Below are 13174 nucleotides of genomic sequence, written 5' to 3'. Positions count from 1 at the left end.
GTGGTTCCTCCCCTTTTCTTTACGCTTTCCCCATACTAGTATAAACTAGTCTGATTAGCACTAGCAACGGCAAGTATTGTTGGTTGGATACAACGAGTAGATCCAAATTATGTTATACTAATTGCTAAACTACCGACAGTAAAGGAGTGGAACCACTTGGCTATTTTTGAAAATATACCGCTCCTCGCAGCGCTATTCGCCATCTTTTTTGCCCAATTTGTAAAAATTCCTATTCATTTTTTATTAACACGTAAACTCGATTTCGGACTCATGACTTCCACAGGCGGCATGCCGAGTTCTCACTCAGCAGCAGTCACCGCACTCACAACTGCCATCGCATTCGAAGCGGGCCTAGATTCACCACTATTCGCCATATCCGCTATATTCGCGGTCATTGTTATGTTCGACGCAACCGGCATCCGCTACCAAGCCGGACAACAAGCCGTCATCATCAACCAAATGCGCTCCGACTTCCAAATATTCGTCAGTGACTTGAAAGACTGGCCGAAGAAAGACAATGACGCCAAAATTCAAGAACTCAAAACTTTACTCGGTCACAAACCAAACGAAGTATTCTTTGGAGCGCTAACAGGTATCCTCATCTCGATCATTACGTATACCGTTATCTTGTAACGTCGCAGCCATTACGGGGCTTGCGGACGACTCATGTTTTATAGTTGGAAGTATTTTATACGTCACTCTATTTAGAAACATATACGAGTTGATCGTAAGTGAAAGCATCCGCCTGGAGCGTCGATCAAAGGCGCCCTTCTTCTCTACTCTTTTTATCTCTAAAGCAACGTAAAAAACGGAACTGTCACAAGATGTCGTAATTCACGACTTCCTGTCCAGCTCCGTTTTTTCATGTCCACACCTAGCAAAAGCATTAGAACATCTGATAACCCATTTTGCGTAAAACCTTCATCACGAAACCTGCGATAATCGCACCGACCATACCGCTCGCCAAAATCACGATATCTACGGCATGCAGCGACATAATATTCGCCCCTAGCTCACTAAAAGCAAAACCAGGCTTCGTAATGTATTCATACATCGATACATCATCAATAATAAAAATCACGATAATCGGATAAATGATAGCCATAAGCCACGTCATACGTAACAGCATATTTAATAAAAAACCGATACCGAAAAACATCACAATAAATATCAAGATCGATAGCATCACTTGTGCTATGGATATAGTTTGCATGCTTGCTAACCTCCAGTTCATCACTTCAACATTTTACAGGATGAAGCGATGGCTTTCAACAGAATGAGACAGTGTACACAGAACGTTCTTTTCAGATGTCATGAATTATTAAAATTTGACAGATGTTTTTCTCTACTTCGACTGCTTTCACGGTTGACTTGTTGTCTATTTTAATGCATACAAAAAGCACTCGCAGATGCGAGTGCTTTTCGATATTCATTTGAGAACGTTGAATTTACCTTTTTTAATCGTTAATCCTAGACCGCCGATCATGAATAACGCACGATTATCGATCATTTTCTTCATGAATGACGCTTTCGTACCCGTCACTTTTTTATCGAATACTACACCAATCGCATCAGAATCACCTAGAGAACACACGCTACCTTTTAAATCCGGTACGAATTCTTTAGTTGGGTTTCCTTTCATCAATGCGATGATATTGTTAGCAATAATTTCGCCTTGTTGCATAGCGATTTGTGCAGTTGGTGGATACGGACGATTAATCGCTTCGTTGATCATCAATGCACAGTCACCTACTACAAATACATCGTCGAATCCTGGCGCACGCATATCTTTTTCAACTTTCACGCGAGCACGCATGTTTTCTATACCCGATTCTTCGATCAAATGGTTACCACGAACACCGGCAGCCCATACGACTGTACCCGCTTTGATGAATTCAAACTCATCTTCGCCTTTTTTAATCTTCACGCCTTCAGGAGTTGCTTCTACAACCGGTGTACCGATAGAGAATTCTACACCTTTTGCGCCTAATTGACGCACTGCGTATTCCACAAGTTCCGGATCGAAACCAGGCAATACCATTGGCGCAGCTTCTACACAGAGAATGCGCACCTTTTTGGCTGGCACATCATATTCTTCACATAATTCAGGTACACGGTTTCCTAGTTCACCAAGATACTCAATTCCTGTGAAACCAGCTCCACCTACGATAATAGTCAAACGGCTATCATCTTTTACTTCTTCAGTAGACCATGTAGCGAATTGATATTCCATATGATCACGAATATGACGAGCTGCATTGACATTGGCAATAGACAGTGCATACTTGTCCAAACCTGGAATTCCGAAAGTTTCGCCTTCGAAACCAAGGCCGATTACTAAGTAGTCATATGTGTGAGAACCGAGGTTCGTCTTTACGTTTTTCGTCGCCACATCGATGCCAGTAACTTCTGCTTCGATGAACTTTACTTTATTGCTATTGATTACGCTTGAAATATCATAGCGAACTTGTTCTGGAGATAATGTTCCAGCTGCCGCTTCATGCAACCATGTAGATTCATAGTGATAGTCATTTTTGTTGATCAGAACGATATCTGCTTCATCTGTACCTAATGACTTTTGTAAATTCACAACAGTCATTAAACCGCCATAACCTGCACCCAATACTAAGATTGTTGGTCTTTTCACGTAAATCGAACCACCTTTTAGTTTCTTAAACGCCGAGTACGTGTAAAATCAATCTTAATTGGTTTTGCAGTGTCGGCATTTAGTTTGATAATATAGAATCTTACTTTCATTACTTATAGTAGACCTTTTGAGCATGTATTTCAACAGAATTATTATTGTGCAAATAATCAATTTAGACTAGTAGTATATCATTTTTATAATTCCATCAAATCCTGCTCGACTGATATGTTTTAATTTATTCGCAATCTGCCGGTGTGCCAGCTTTTTTAGCTGTTCTAAATGAAGTACCGCAACCACAATTTGCAATGGCATTCGGATTATCGATGGTAAAGCCGCCACCCATTAATGATTCTTTATAATCCACTTTTGTACCTACAAGAATAGCTGCATCCTCTTCTTTAATCACTACAGGGATGCCATGCGCTGTATAAGAAAGGTCATCGTCTTCTTTCTCTTGGGCAAAACCAAGACCATATGTTAACCCGCTACAACCTCCGCCATTAACGGAAACGCGCAAGAACGATCCTTCTTCTTCATTATGAGTCATCATTTTCTTCACGTGAAATGCTGCTGCTTCTGTAATCTCTACTGTATTCGTCATTCATACCACTCACTTTCCACGTTTTCTTTTTATCATATCAATCTTTTTCATCACAATGCAAACAAATAGTCCCCCTACTAGGTCTATTTTAATGTATAATAAGACTTAGGAAAGAAAGGAATGATACTAGTGGAAATTAGCCCATTTTATGAGAAGAAGATGCAGTGCTTACTGTGTAAAGAGCATTTCCCTACTACTAAAATTCGTTCTCGCCAAGTAAGAGTAGTTGATCATGATAGCGATTTTAGACCTATTTATATGAACAAGGAAGTTAATCCTATTTTTTATAATGTTGCCGTTTGTCCGACTTGCGGTTTTGCATTTACTGATGATTTCGTTCCGTACTTTGCGCCCGGCACAAAAGAAATAATCACCAAAAATATAACAGCCAAATGGCATAGTCGCTCATTTGGTGGCGAACGGACGAAAGGGCAAGCGATTGAAGCCTATAAATTAGCGTATTTAAATGCCCACTTTAAAAAAGAAAAGCATTTAACGATGGCAGGAATGATGTTGCGTATAGCCTGGATTTATCGTAATGATGAAAACCGTCAGAAAGAAATGCGTTATCTGGAAATATCACGTGACCTATACATAAAAGCATTTTCTGAAGGTGATTATATGGGAACACAAATGTCTGAAACTCGTGTGCAATATATAATTGCAGAATTATCTTGGCGCATCCATGATCGTGAAGAAGCCATACGAAACTTCTCACGTGTAATTGAAACGCAAAAAAAATCGACCGAACCTACAATAATCCAAATGGCAAAAGATCGATGGCAAGAAATCCGTGATGAAGAACCCGCACATAAAACGAGCTGAATAAGTAAAACCGTGCAAAGAAGGTCATACTTCATTGCACGGCTTTTTTATTTAATGAAATTAAAAAACCTGTTCCACTTCTACTACGCCTGGTACTTCTTCAAGTAATGCACGTTCAATACCCGCTTTTAATGTAATTGTCGAACTAGGGCAAGTTCCGCATGCTCCTAAAAGGCGAAGCTTCACTATACCTTCATCGATATCCACTAGTTCGCAGTCCCCTCCGTCTCGCAAGAGGAATGGGCGCAATTTATCTAGCACTTCTTTTACCGGCTCATATAATTTAATATCTGTTGTCATTGTAATCACACTCTCCTTTCCTTATACTTATTATAAACTGCCAAGCAGAAAAAATCCAATAATGAATCGGAGGTTTGAGTAATATGTCACAATCCCCAGTAACAATCGAAGTATATGGTGCAGAAATCGTCTGTGCCAGCTGTGTAAATGCACCATCTTCTAAAGATACGTATGAATGGCTTCAAGCAGCGATATCAAGAAAGTACCCTGAACAACCGTTTACTATTACGTATATTGATATCGACCAAGATTTAGCAGAATCCAGGCAGCGTGAAATTGTCGAGAAAATTCGTGAAGACGAGTATTTTTATCCACTCGTACTGATTAATAACGAAATGATTGGAGAAGGTCATATTCAACTGAAGCCCGTTTTTAACGCATTAGAAGCACATGGTTATCAAGCACAATAAATAGAGAAAATGATAATTGGATGTATTAATTGAGAACAATACATTCATTGAAGTGGTCGTTCTACATTGAACTGACCGCTTCTTTTTTGTATCCAATTAATGAAATGCACTATCAGGGCTAAAGAAAAAGCCACTTCATGGAAGTGACTTGCAAATAGTTGAGTTACCCGTTGTGCCATTTGTACATCCATAGCAAGCCAGATTTCATTAAACGTGCAATTCTTCCTGTTACGGTACGATCTGCTAAGTACGCAAATCCTTGCTTCTTTCCTAATGAACCCATAAAGCCTTTTAGTTTCAGCTCTGGCATTTCAGGCATCAACGGTTCACCTTTCCAAGTAGAGCGTAAAACTTGAACGATTTGCTCTCCTTGTACTTCTGCCAACTGAGCGCTTGGTGCGTGTGTGAGCGCGGCAATATCTCCGACAACATAAACGTTTCGGTAACTTGGAACTTGGTGATATTGATTGAGTACGATACGGCCTGAACGGTCTTTCTGAATGACTAAATCATCCACGACCTTGCCTGGCTTAATGCCAGCTGTCCAAACTACTGCATCTACATCAATTGTATCTTCATGGTTATACAGAATATGTTCGCCTACTTTAGTAATGTTGGAATTCGCAACGACTTCTACTTCGTTCTCATCAAACCAACCTTTTACAAAGTTACTCAATCGTTCAGGGAAGTCACGCAAAATACGCGGGCTACGATCGAATAATTTAATTTTCAAATCGGGACGACTCTCACGTAACTCACTCGCTAATTCAATACCGCTAAGTCCCGCACCCACGATTCCTACGGTTGCGCCATCGCCTAATCCGAGTAACGTTTGATACGTCCGACGGGATTTCCCAATCGTTTGGATACTTAGCGTATGTTCAGCTGCCCCAGGCACGTTGTGGTAGTTATCTTCACTACCTAGTCCGATAACTAATTCGTCGTATGCAAGTGCTTGTCCGTTTGCCAACAACACTTGTTTTTCTTCGAGCTTAATTTCTTGAATCTCGCCTTCTACTACTTTCAATTGATCATGAATAGGAATGGCGACGCGGACTTCGGAGTCAGAAACGGTTCCTGCTGCCAATGCATAAAATTCTGTTTTCAAACTATGAAATAACGTTCTATCGACAAGTGTAATTTCAATATCGCTTGGTAATTCTTTATTTAACAAACGCAATAAAATTCTCATATTACCATAGCCGGCACCTAGTAAAAGTAATTTTCTCATAACGTTCTCCTTCTATGTCTATTTTCTCGTGCATCTCTATTTGTTATTATAGCAGTTTGTGATAACTTTCACAATATGTCATGTTCATTGACGCTTTTGAGAAAAAAGAGTACCATTTCTAGTAGGCGAGGTGAGAAAGATGAATCCCATCGTGGAGTTTTGTATGAGTAATTTGGCAAATGGTGCCTACCCCGTATTTGAAACGTTGGAGCGCGATCCAAACATCGACGTACTGGAATACGGCTGTTTGAGCTATTGTACGAAGTGTAGTGATACGTTGTACGCGATTGTTAATGGTGAACTTGTCGAAGCGGATACTGCGGATGAACTGACGAAGCAAATTTATCAGTTTATTGAAGAGAATCCACTTTTTTAATAAAAATAAAGTCAACAGGATGTCTTGGAAGCTACTGCGCTTTTAAGGCATCTTTTTTGGCGTTTCAGATTGAACATTTACAACAAAAAAGCCATCACAAGAAGCCGTAGCGGTACGGCTCCTTAGATCGCTTCTTATTACTTCAGCCAATCTGCAAGTGAATGCAGCAAATAAGTAGGTTGTTGTGCCTTCTTTTGCACTTCTTCCATAGGTGTGACTCCGGTTGCGACATACGCCGTATCTATACCATAGCGAATACCCGCCATAATGTCCGTATCATAATTATCGCCGATCAGAAGCATTTCTTCTTTCTCGTACCCACCTTGCTGTCGGATGAACTCCAGCATATGCGGCTCTGGTTTTCCTACGATAAGCGGCTTCGTATCAGTCGCCGCTTCCATCAACTTTAGAAAAGAACCGTTAGCTGGTACTAGTCCTTTTTCGGTAGGGAATTTGATATCTTGATTGGTACCTAAGAAATGGGCACCGTTACGTATCGCCAGACAAGCATCCGCAAGTTTATCGTATGTAATCTGACGATCGAGTCCCATTAACACCACATCAGGATTCGTCGTAGTGATTGTGATATGTTCAAGTTCCAACGCTTCACGCAATCCTTCTTCACCAATCATCATGACGTGGGCGCCATCATAATGCAGTTTGCAATAACGAGCCAGTGTGGTAGCTGAATTTATGATGAAATCCGTTTCTGTTTTCACTCCAAAACCAGCTAGTTTCTTCTGTTGCGCAGTGCGTGTCAAGGCAGCGTTATTCGTAATGAAATACGTCCCCTTACCTTCAGCTTGGCATGCTGCAACGTAATCTACAGCTTCTTGGATCGGTTCACTACCGCGATACATCGTGCCATCCAAATCGAAGCAATACGCGTTATATTGGCCCATCATTCTGTTGGAAGAAACGCCGAAACTGGACCTAATTCATTCGTTAAGTAGTCTCGAACTTGTCCTGGGAATTGTTGTAGTTCATTAAGCGTTTCTCGAATGGATAGGACTACTTTATCTGCATCGACTTCCACGAATTGGCGGACAATCATTGGACGTAATGAAATAAAGGCTTTTAATGGAATAGCTTGTTCAGATTTTATCACTTTTTCATCTTCAAGAATATCGATAATATCGTCGTAACTTCCAGGATCACGCATGATGAATCCGTCGATCATAGAATTTCCTACGTCAATGATTCCTTCAATCAAGCCATGTGCAATTCGTTCTAAAGCCAACTTATTTATATCGCTTTGAAGCCAGTTCGTTTCCTTTTCAAAAATATCGATTAACTGCTCCATATACACTAACGTTTTATTGATTTGATTTTGATCTACAAAATACATAATGTTCTTCCTCCTCATATACTTCATACTTCTATCTTACCATATTTATTGTAAAACGAATGAAAGCTCCGAGCAAATTTGCCCGAAGCTTTCATTTTTATTGTTCTATTTTTGGAGTAGATGCTGTTTCAGGTGCTGCTTCGGCTACAGCTTCCACTTCTGTTTGTTCTGCTTTTACTTTCCCAATCTTTTTCAGAATAAAATAAGCACAACCGAAATTACAGTATTCATAAATATAATCTTGAACAGTGCTGATTTTCGTTTCATACGTGGATTTGGAATTACGGTCCTCGAAAAAGCCTTTTAATCGTAATTGTCCATATCCCCAGTCACCCAAAATAAAGTCATACTTTAGCAGTACTTCGCTAAAGCGTTCGTTCAAGGCTTCTTCATTAAACCCATCGCGAAACTCTTCTGCAATTTCATACTGCATATTCTCTAAAATAACCATTCTCTGCTTCACTTCCATTTAACTGCTCGCTTGTCCTTCAAGTTTCAGCAGTTCGTCACCTTGGCGCTGTTTTTCTTTAGCCGAAGCATTAACTTGCTCGTCTGCGTGGTAACTTGAACGCACAAGCGGCCCCGCCTCACAATGAGAGAACCCTTTAGACATTGCGATTTTACGCAATTCACCAAACTCATCAGGCGAATAATATTTTACCACTTTAGCGTGTTTTTTTGTTGGTTGCAAGTATTGACCAATTGTCATGATATCTACGTTGTGTGCACGAAGGTCATCCATTGTCTCAATAATTTCTTCCACTGTCTCTCCGAGTCCTACCATTAAGGAAGATTTCGTCGGGATCTCAGGATACATGTTTTTTGCACGTTGAAGTAATTCCAGTGAACGATCATATGTTGCACGCGCACGAATTCTCGGAGTTAACCGGCGTACGGTTTCGATATTATGATTGAGGATATCTGGTTTTGCATCCATCAGACGTTGCAAGTTTTCTATATCTCCACCCATATCCGATGGCAGTACTTCAATAGAAGTAAATGGATTTTTCCTGCGAATCGCACGAATGGTTTCCGCGAAAATCGCAGATCCTCCATCCTTCAAGTCGTCACGTGCTACAGCTGTGACAACGGCATGTTTCAAATTCATCAATTCAACTGATTCTGCTACGCGTTCCGGTTCAGCGGTGTCAAGTTCGTTAGGTAAACCTGTTTTAACTGCACAGAAACGACATGCCCGTGTACACACAGCCCCTAAGATCATAAAAGTAGCTGTACGTCGCTCTCCCCAACACTCGTGAATGTTCGGACAACGTGCTTCTTCACATACGGTATTCAAGTTTTTTTCGCGCATTAATTTCTTTAAACCTGTATAGTTCTCATTGGTGTTTAGCTTAATTTTCAGCCAATCCGGCTTTCTAACATGCTCAGATTTTCTTCCTGTTTCAGGTTTGCATGACAACGCTACCGACTCCATTCTGTTGATAGATTCTACTCATGTCAATGTAACATAAATTCAGATAACCTTCAATTATAGACAGCATTTGATATGCACTATAAAGACGAATTCTGCTAGAACAGCCCCACTGGTGAAACAACTGAAAGGAGCTCATGCCAACTCACAACAAAAAAAACACTTGCAACCAAATGTCCGGTTACAAGTGTCCATCGTTTACTATTCGATTTTGAATTTCTTTCGAAACTTACTGAGGATCGTAGCGTAAAAGATGCTAATAAATAGACCGCCCCAGATGATGGTCACACCGAGTAGCATCATGAGAATTGCAGAGCCGCTCATTCCTGTATCCATTTATAGCCCCCCTTTATCTTCTTCATAATCTGATACGATTCTTGTGTTGTCTTTCCATTTTAATGAGGTGAAAACGATCGACATCACGAATGCGCCAATTGCTACCGGCCAGCCAATCGTCCATAAGAACGATGTAGGATACCCTTCATAGTTTTCTGCAATATTGTCTTTAATCAGGAAGAATAACATCGTACCCAATACTAACGGTGTGATGAATGATAACGATACTTTCCACCACCAGCCGAGACGAATATCTGATACTGCATTCGCATGCTGTTCGAACAGTCCGAGTTTTCTGAACACCCAAGCTAGTAAGATAACTTCCACTAAACCGATGACTGCGATACCAAATTGGTTGATGAAGTAATCTGCCACGTCTAGGAAGTATAACCCCCCGTTCGTTGCATACAGCATGGAGATGACTGCTGACAGTCCAATACCGATCGTCACCGAGCGACGTCTTGAAATATTGAATTTATCTGACATACCTGCAATGTACGTTTCACAAATCGAGATGAGTGATGTGATACCAGCAAGTGTCAGTGACAGGAAGAAGAATGCACCGAACAGGCCATTTAATCCTGGCATTTGATTAATAATTTCAGGGAACACGACGAATGCAAGCCCTACACCTGCAGTAGCAACGTCTGCTACATCTACTCCTTGATTTGTTGCCATGAATCCTAGTACGGCAAACACTCCGATACCTGCCAATAACTCGACAGAAGAGTTGGCAAAACCTGTAATAAAGGCGTTATTTGTAATATCCGATTTCTTCGGTAAATAACTAGAATACGTGATCATAATTGCAAATGCGATCGATAAACTAAAGAAGATATGTCCATATGCTGCAACCCATACACGGGGGTTCAGTAATTTATCGACGTCTGGTTTAAAGAACGCATCCAGTCCAATCATGGCTCCATCAAGTGTGATGGCACGGATGACGACAAATAAGAAGAGTAGGAAAAGAACAGGAATAAATATCCGATTCGCCAACTCAATCCCTTTCTTGACTCCGCCAATTAAGATGATGTAACAAATCACCCAGACAAGGAGCAATGGTAGTACTACGCCTCCAACGAGTCCTCCAACTTCCCCAGGGTTATCGGCTAAGCTCAGAACGTCTCCAAAGAAGAATCCTTCCGGGTCTTTTCCCCACGATAAACTAAATGAGTAGACGGTATATTTCATGGCCCATGCAATGATTACGGCATAATAGGTAGAAATAACGAAGGATACAAAAATCCCCCACCAACCTAGAAACTCAGCTTTTTTACCATTCAAACGGAAGAATGATAGTGGGGCTGATCCACGGTATTTATGACCAATCGTGAATTCCATGATCAGAATCGGAATACCTGCTGTTAAAAGTGCAAATAAGTACGGGATAAAAAATGCGCCGCCGCCATTTTCATAGGCGACATAAGGAAAGCGCCAAATGTTTCCGAGTCCTACAGCCGACCCCACTGCAGCCAATATAAAGCCAGCTCTCGTTCCCCACTGTGAACGATTCTCCATACAACTTCACCTCTCTTTTGTTATTTTACAAAACTTTCACCATTCAATTTATTCTGACAACTTTAGTTCTGTATATTTAGTATAAACAGCCCAATTAGAGATGTCAAAACAAATTTAGACTAAGAATGAAGTAATTATCACTCTTAGTCTAAAAGGGAAACTATGCTATTTGTTCTGAACGTTTCTTACCTTTAGTGCTCAAATACGTAAATAAAACTATCAGAGTAATAATAACAGCTACTAAACCGATCCAGACAGAACCAGTCACTCCGAGAACGATGTACCCAATTGCAGCTACACCAGCTGCGACAAGCGCATAAGGTAACTGTGTGGATACGTGATCCATATGGTTACAACCCGCTCCAGTAGAAGAAAGTATAGTCGTATCAGAAATCGGTGAACAGTGATCACCAAATACCGCGCCTGCAAGTACTGCCGCCAATGCCGGTAATAATAGTTCAGGTGCTGCATTGACCATGATCGTACCCGCAATTGGCATCAAAATACCGAAAGAACCCCATGAAGTGCCTGTCGAGAACGCCATTAATCCTGCTAATACGAAGATCAATACCGGAAGGAAAGTGACAGGAATATTCATACGCTCTACCATCGTAGAAAGGAATAGACCTGTATCGAGGGAAGCGATTAGTTCAGTCAATCCCCAAGCGAAAATCAAAATAAGAATAGCAGGCATCATCGCTCTCACTCCGCTAATCAATGCACGGCCCATCCATGATACACTTGCAGTTTCGTTCTTTTTCATTTGTAGAATATATAACAACATAGCTAGCAAAGTAGCTGTAACACCACCAATTACTAGAGAGAACGGTACATCAGTATTTTCAAATATTGCCCAAATATCGAAAACGCCTGCTTCTTTATAGCCCGTGAAAATCATCATGCCGAGTGTCACCGCAATTAACGTCAAGATCGGCGCAACCAAATCACGAACTTTTCCATGCGTATGCTCAGGGAATTCTTCTTTCAACTGACCTGGTATTTCTTTACTTGGGTCATATAGTTCACCTTTGTTCATGGCGCGATCTTCATGCTTCTTCATCTCAAAGAAGTCATTATTCGTCCAAGCAAAGAAGAAGACCATGGACAATGTCGCAATGACATAGAAGTTCATCGGCGCCATCAAAACGAATGCAGTTAATGGTGAATAGCTCACCGCTGCCGTTGTACCTAAAATAAGCGCAAGTTGTCCAATTAAGAATGCGCCCCAGCTTGAGATGGGCGACACGACACAGATGGGTGCCGACGTAGAGTCGATGAAATAGGCCAATTTCGCACGAGAGATTTTGTGCTGATCTGTAATTGGTCTCGCAATTTGTCCAACTGCCAAAGCATTGAAATAGTCATCCACAAAAATTGCAATCCCAAGCCCCATCGTCAACAGCTTGGCTCCACGTTTTGTACGGATACGAGTAACTGCCCAGCGCGCAAATGCAGCGCTTCCTCCAGATAGACTGACGAATGCCGTAATGACACCTAGTAATAATAGAAATAGCATAATAAATATATTGTATGTATTAAGCCCGCCATCCCAAAATGAAACTGTCATGGCCTTCCATATACCTTTCAGTGTCTCAAATGGAGCAAAGTTCGCTAACAGTAAAGCCGCTGTAACAATTCCCGCTCCTAATGATAATAATACTCTCCTTGTCACTAACACCATCACGATGGCGATAATAGGAGGCAAAATAGAGACCCATGTTCCGATCATTGTAATTCCTCCTCTTTCTAGTTGCTAGATGATATCGAAATGCAGAAGATCTTTCGAAGAGTGGAAAGCAGATACTATCTTGTAATTCCAAAATTTCCCGATAAAAAAGCCAACCCCACAGGCAGTAGCATACGTGTAGGAGTCGGCCAGTCAATTGGTCAAAGCAAAGTATTAAATAAATCGCAGTACAATTGGCAACTGTAGCTCTCCATACATTTATCGCTGTATGACAGTGTCATTCCTCTTCGAAATGACCCCAACTTGAGAAGTTGACTCTTCTCAAACTTCGGCATTGCCTCCTTTCGCTCGCGGTCATAGATGTCACTCTCTCGCCAGGTACTCATAAACTATGCAGCCTCTACGTAAGTCTCGATATTCTTCTATTCTTAGTGTAGCAATAATCGACATTGTTCACAAC

Annotated in this window: 16 protein-coding genes and 1 riboswitch; of the genes, 4 read left to right on the top strand and 12 right to left on the bottom strand. The window is 41.0% G+C overall.

Annotated features, from left to right (window positions below):
* Positions 1-156: 156 nt before the first annotated feature.
* Positions 157-633, top strand: coding sequence for a divergent PAP2 family protein (locus tag CSV73_RS14050; protein WP_085131435.1), 477 nt, complete (start codon positions 157-159; stop codon positions 631-633).
* Between the two features lie 253 nt (positions 634-886).
* On the opposite strand, the gene CSV73_RS14045 is transcribed toward CSV73_RS14050, so the two are convergent.
* The 3 genes from CSV73_RS14045 to CSV73_RS14035 all read right to left on the bottom strand — a co-directional run bounded on the left by CSV73_RS14045 (position 887) and on the right by CSV73_RS14035 (position 3248).
* Positions 887-1213, bottom strand: a complete 327-nt coding sequence (locus CSV73_RS14045; protein ID WP_085131436.1) for a YuiB family protein — start codon at positions 1211-1213, stop codon at positions 887-889.
* A 216-nt stretch (positions 1214-1429) separates the two neighbouring features.
* Positions 1430-2647 (bottom strand): NAD(P)/FAD-dependent oxidoreductase, encoded by a 1218-nt coding sequence (locus CSV73_RS14040; protein ID WP_085131437.1) that lies wholly within the window; start codon positions 2645-2647, stop codon positions 1430-1432.
* 235 nt (positions 2648-2882) lie between these two features.
* Positions 2883-3248 (bottom strand): HesB/IscA family protein, encoded by a 366-nt coding sequence (locus CSV73_RS14035; RefSeq protein ID WP_085131438.1) that lies wholly within the window; start codon positions 3246-3248, stop codon positions 2883-2885.
* Positions 3249-3368: 120 nt separating this feature from the next.
* Here CSV73_RS14035 and CSV73_RS14030 point away from each other — a divergent pair, with 120 nt between their 5' ends.
* Complete coding sequence (locus CSV73_RS14030; protein WP_199093135.1) at positions 3369-4073, top strand: DUF2225 domain-containing protein; 705 nt, start codon at positions 3369-3371, stop codon at positions 4071-4073.
* Positions 4074-4133: 60 nt separating this feature from the next.
* Here the strand turns inward: CSV73_RS14030 and CSV73_RS14025 are convergent, their stop codons facing one another.
* Positions 4134-4373: a NifU family protein gene (locus CSV73_RS14025; protein WP_085131439.1), complete on the bottom strand. Its 240-nt coding sequence runs from the start codon at positions 4371-4373 to the stop codon at positions 4134-4136.
* Between the two features lie 83 nt (positions 4374-4456).
* Between CSV73_RS14025 and CSV73_RS14020 the strand changes: the two genes are divergently transcribed.
* Positions 4457-4783, top strand: a complete 327-nt coding sequence (locus tag CSV73_RS14020) for a YuzD family protein (protein ID WP_085131440.1) — start codon at positions 4457-4459, stop codon at positions 4781-4783.
* A 163-nt stretch (positions 4784-4946) separates the two neighbouring features.
* On the opposite strand, the gene CSV73_RS14015 is transcribed toward CSV73_RS14020, so the two are convergent.
* Positions 4947-6014 (bottom strand): NAD(P)/FAD-dependent oxidoreductase, encoded by a 1068-nt coding sequence (locus tag CSV73_RS14015; RefSeq protein ID WP_085131441.1) that lies wholly within the window; start codon positions 6012-6014, stop codon positions 4947-4949.
* Positions 6015-6153: 139 nt separating this feature from the next.
* On the opposite strand from CSV73_RS14015, the gene CSV73_RS14010 reads away from it, so the two are divergent.
* A complete protein-coding gene (locus tag CSV73_RS14010) occupies positions 6154-6390 on the top strand; it encodes a YuzB family protein (protein ID WP_085131442.1) in 237 nt (78 codons plus the stop codon).
* Between the two features lie 137 nt (positions 6391-6527).
* Here the strand turns inward: CSV73_RS14010 and CSV73_RS14005 are convergent, their stop codons facing one another.
* From CSV73_RS14005 to CSV73_RS13980, 7 genes are all read right to left on the bottom strand, one after another.
* Positions 6528-7292 (bottom strand): TIGR01457 family HAD-type hydrolase, encoded by a 765-nt coding sequence (locus CSV73_RS14005; protein WP_255407859.1) that lies wholly within the window; start codon positions 7290-7292, stop codon positions 6528-6530.
* Positions 7292-7738, bottom strand: coding sequence for a DUF86 domain-containing protein (locus CSV73_RS14000; RefSeq protein WP_085131444.1), 447 nt, complete (start codon positions 7736-7738; stop codon positions 7292-7294). The genes CSV73_RS14005 and CSV73_RS14000 overlap by 1 nt, the downstream gene beginning before the upstream one ends.
* 97 nt (positions 7739-7835) lie before the next feature.
* Positions 7836-8189 carry a YutD family protein gene (locus tag CSV73_RS13995; protein WP_085133557.1) on the bottom strand — a complete coding sequence of 118 codons (354 nt, stop codon included), beginning with the start codon at positions 8187-8189 and terminating at the stop codon, positions 7836-7838.
* Between the two features lie 18 nt (positions 8190-8207).
* On the bottom strand, positions 8208-9173 hold the full coding sequence (lipA, locus tag CSV73_RS13990; RefSeq protein ID WP_099627890.1) for a lipoyl synthase: 966 nt from the start codon (positions 9171-9173) through the stop codon (positions 8208-8210).
* A 198-nt stretch (positions 9174-9371) separates the two neighbouring features.
* Entirely contained in the window at positions 9372-9506 is a 135-nt protein-coding gene (locus tag CSV73_RS16375) for a methionine/alanine import family NSS transporter small subunit (RefSeq protein WP_232319208.1), read from the bottom strand.
* Positions 9507-11027: a sodium-dependent transporter gene (locus CSV73_RS13985; RefSeq protein WP_085131446.1), complete on the bottom strand. Its 1521-nt coding sequence runs from the start codon at positions 11025-11027 to the stop codon at positions 9507-9509.
* A gap of 160 nt (positions 11028-11187) precedes the next feature.
* Positions 11188-12756 carry a Na+/H+ antiporter NhaC family protein gene (locus CSV73_RS13980; RefSeq protein ID WP_085131447.1) on the bottom strand — a complete coding sequence of 523 codons (1569 nt, stop codon included), beginning with the start codon at positions 12754-12756 and terminating at the stop codon, positions 11188-11190.
* A gap of 193 nt (positions 12757-12949) precedes the next feature.
* A riboswitch (Lysine riboswitch) is annotated at positions 12950-13125 on the bottom strand.
* Between the last annotated feature and the right edge of the window lie 49 nt (positions 13126-13174).

This window comes from Sporosarcina sp. P1 (assembly GCF_002743155.1).
In the GTDB taxonomy this organism is placed as follows: Bacteria; Bacillota; Bacilli; order Bacillales_A; family Planococcaceae; genus Sporosarcina; species Sporosarcina ureae_B.
Note: the sequence above shows the minus strand (reverse complement) of the source record. Positions and strands in the feature narration are given on the sequence as shown.

Bases quoted from the DNA above. Each gene is read 5' to 3' on its own strand.
- CSV73_RS13980 (WP_085131447.1), bottom strand. From the start codon at position 12,756: ATGATCGGAACATGGGTCTCTATTTTGCCTCCTATTATCGCCATCGTG.
- CSV73_RS14045 (WP_085131436.1), bottom strand. From the start codon at position 1,213: ATGCAAACTATATCCATAGCACAAGTGATGCTATCGATCTTGATATTT.
- CSV73_RS14020 (WP_085131440.1), top strand. From the start codon at position 4,457: ATGTCACAATCCCCAGTAACAATCGAAGTATATGGTGCAGAAATCGTC.
- CSV73_RS13985 (WP_085131446.1), bottom strand. From the start codon at position 11,027: ATGGAGAATCGTTCACAGTGGGGAACGAGAGCTGGCTTTATATTGGCT.
- CSV73_RS13995 (WP_085133557.1), bottom strand. From the start codon at position 8,189: ATGGTTATTTTAGAGAATATGCAGTATGAAATTGCAGAAGAGTTTCGC.
- CSV73_RS14035 (WP_085131438.1), bottom strand. From the start codon at position 3,248: ATGACGAATACAGTAGAGATTACAGAAGCAGCAGCATTTCACGTGAAG.
- CSV73_RS14025 (WP_085131439.1), bottom strand. From the start codon at position 4,373: ATGACAACAGATATTAAATTATATGAGCCGGTAAAAGAAGTGCTAGAT.
- CSV73_RS14030 (WP_199093135.1), top strand. From the start codon at position 3,369: ATGATACTAGTGGAAATTAGCCCATTTTATGAGAAGAAGATGCAGTGC.
- CSV73_RS14005 (WP_255407859.1), bottom strand. From the start codon at position 7,292: ATGGGCCAATATAACGCGTATTGCTTCGATTTGGATGGCACGATGTAT.
- CSV73_RS14010 (WP_085131442.1), top strand. From the start codon at position 6,154: ATGAATCCCATCGTGGAGTTTTGTATGAGTAATTTGGCAAATGGTGCC.
- CSV73_RS16375 (WP_232319208.1), bottom strand. From the start codon at position 9,506: ATGGATACAGGAATGAGCGGCTCTGCAATTCTCATGATGCTACTCGGT.
- CSV73_RS14000 (WP_085131444.1), bottom strand. From the start codon at position 7,738: ATGTATTTTGTAGATCAAAATCAAATCAATAAAACGTTAGTGTATATG.
- lipA (WP_099627890.1), bottom strand. From the start codon at position 9,173: ATGGAGTCGGTAGCGTTGTCATGCAAACCTGAAACAGGAAGAAAATCT.
- CSV73_RS14015 (WP_085131441.1), bottom strand. From the start codon at position 6,014: ATGAGAAAATTACTTTTACTAGGTGCCGGCTATGGTAATATGAGAATT.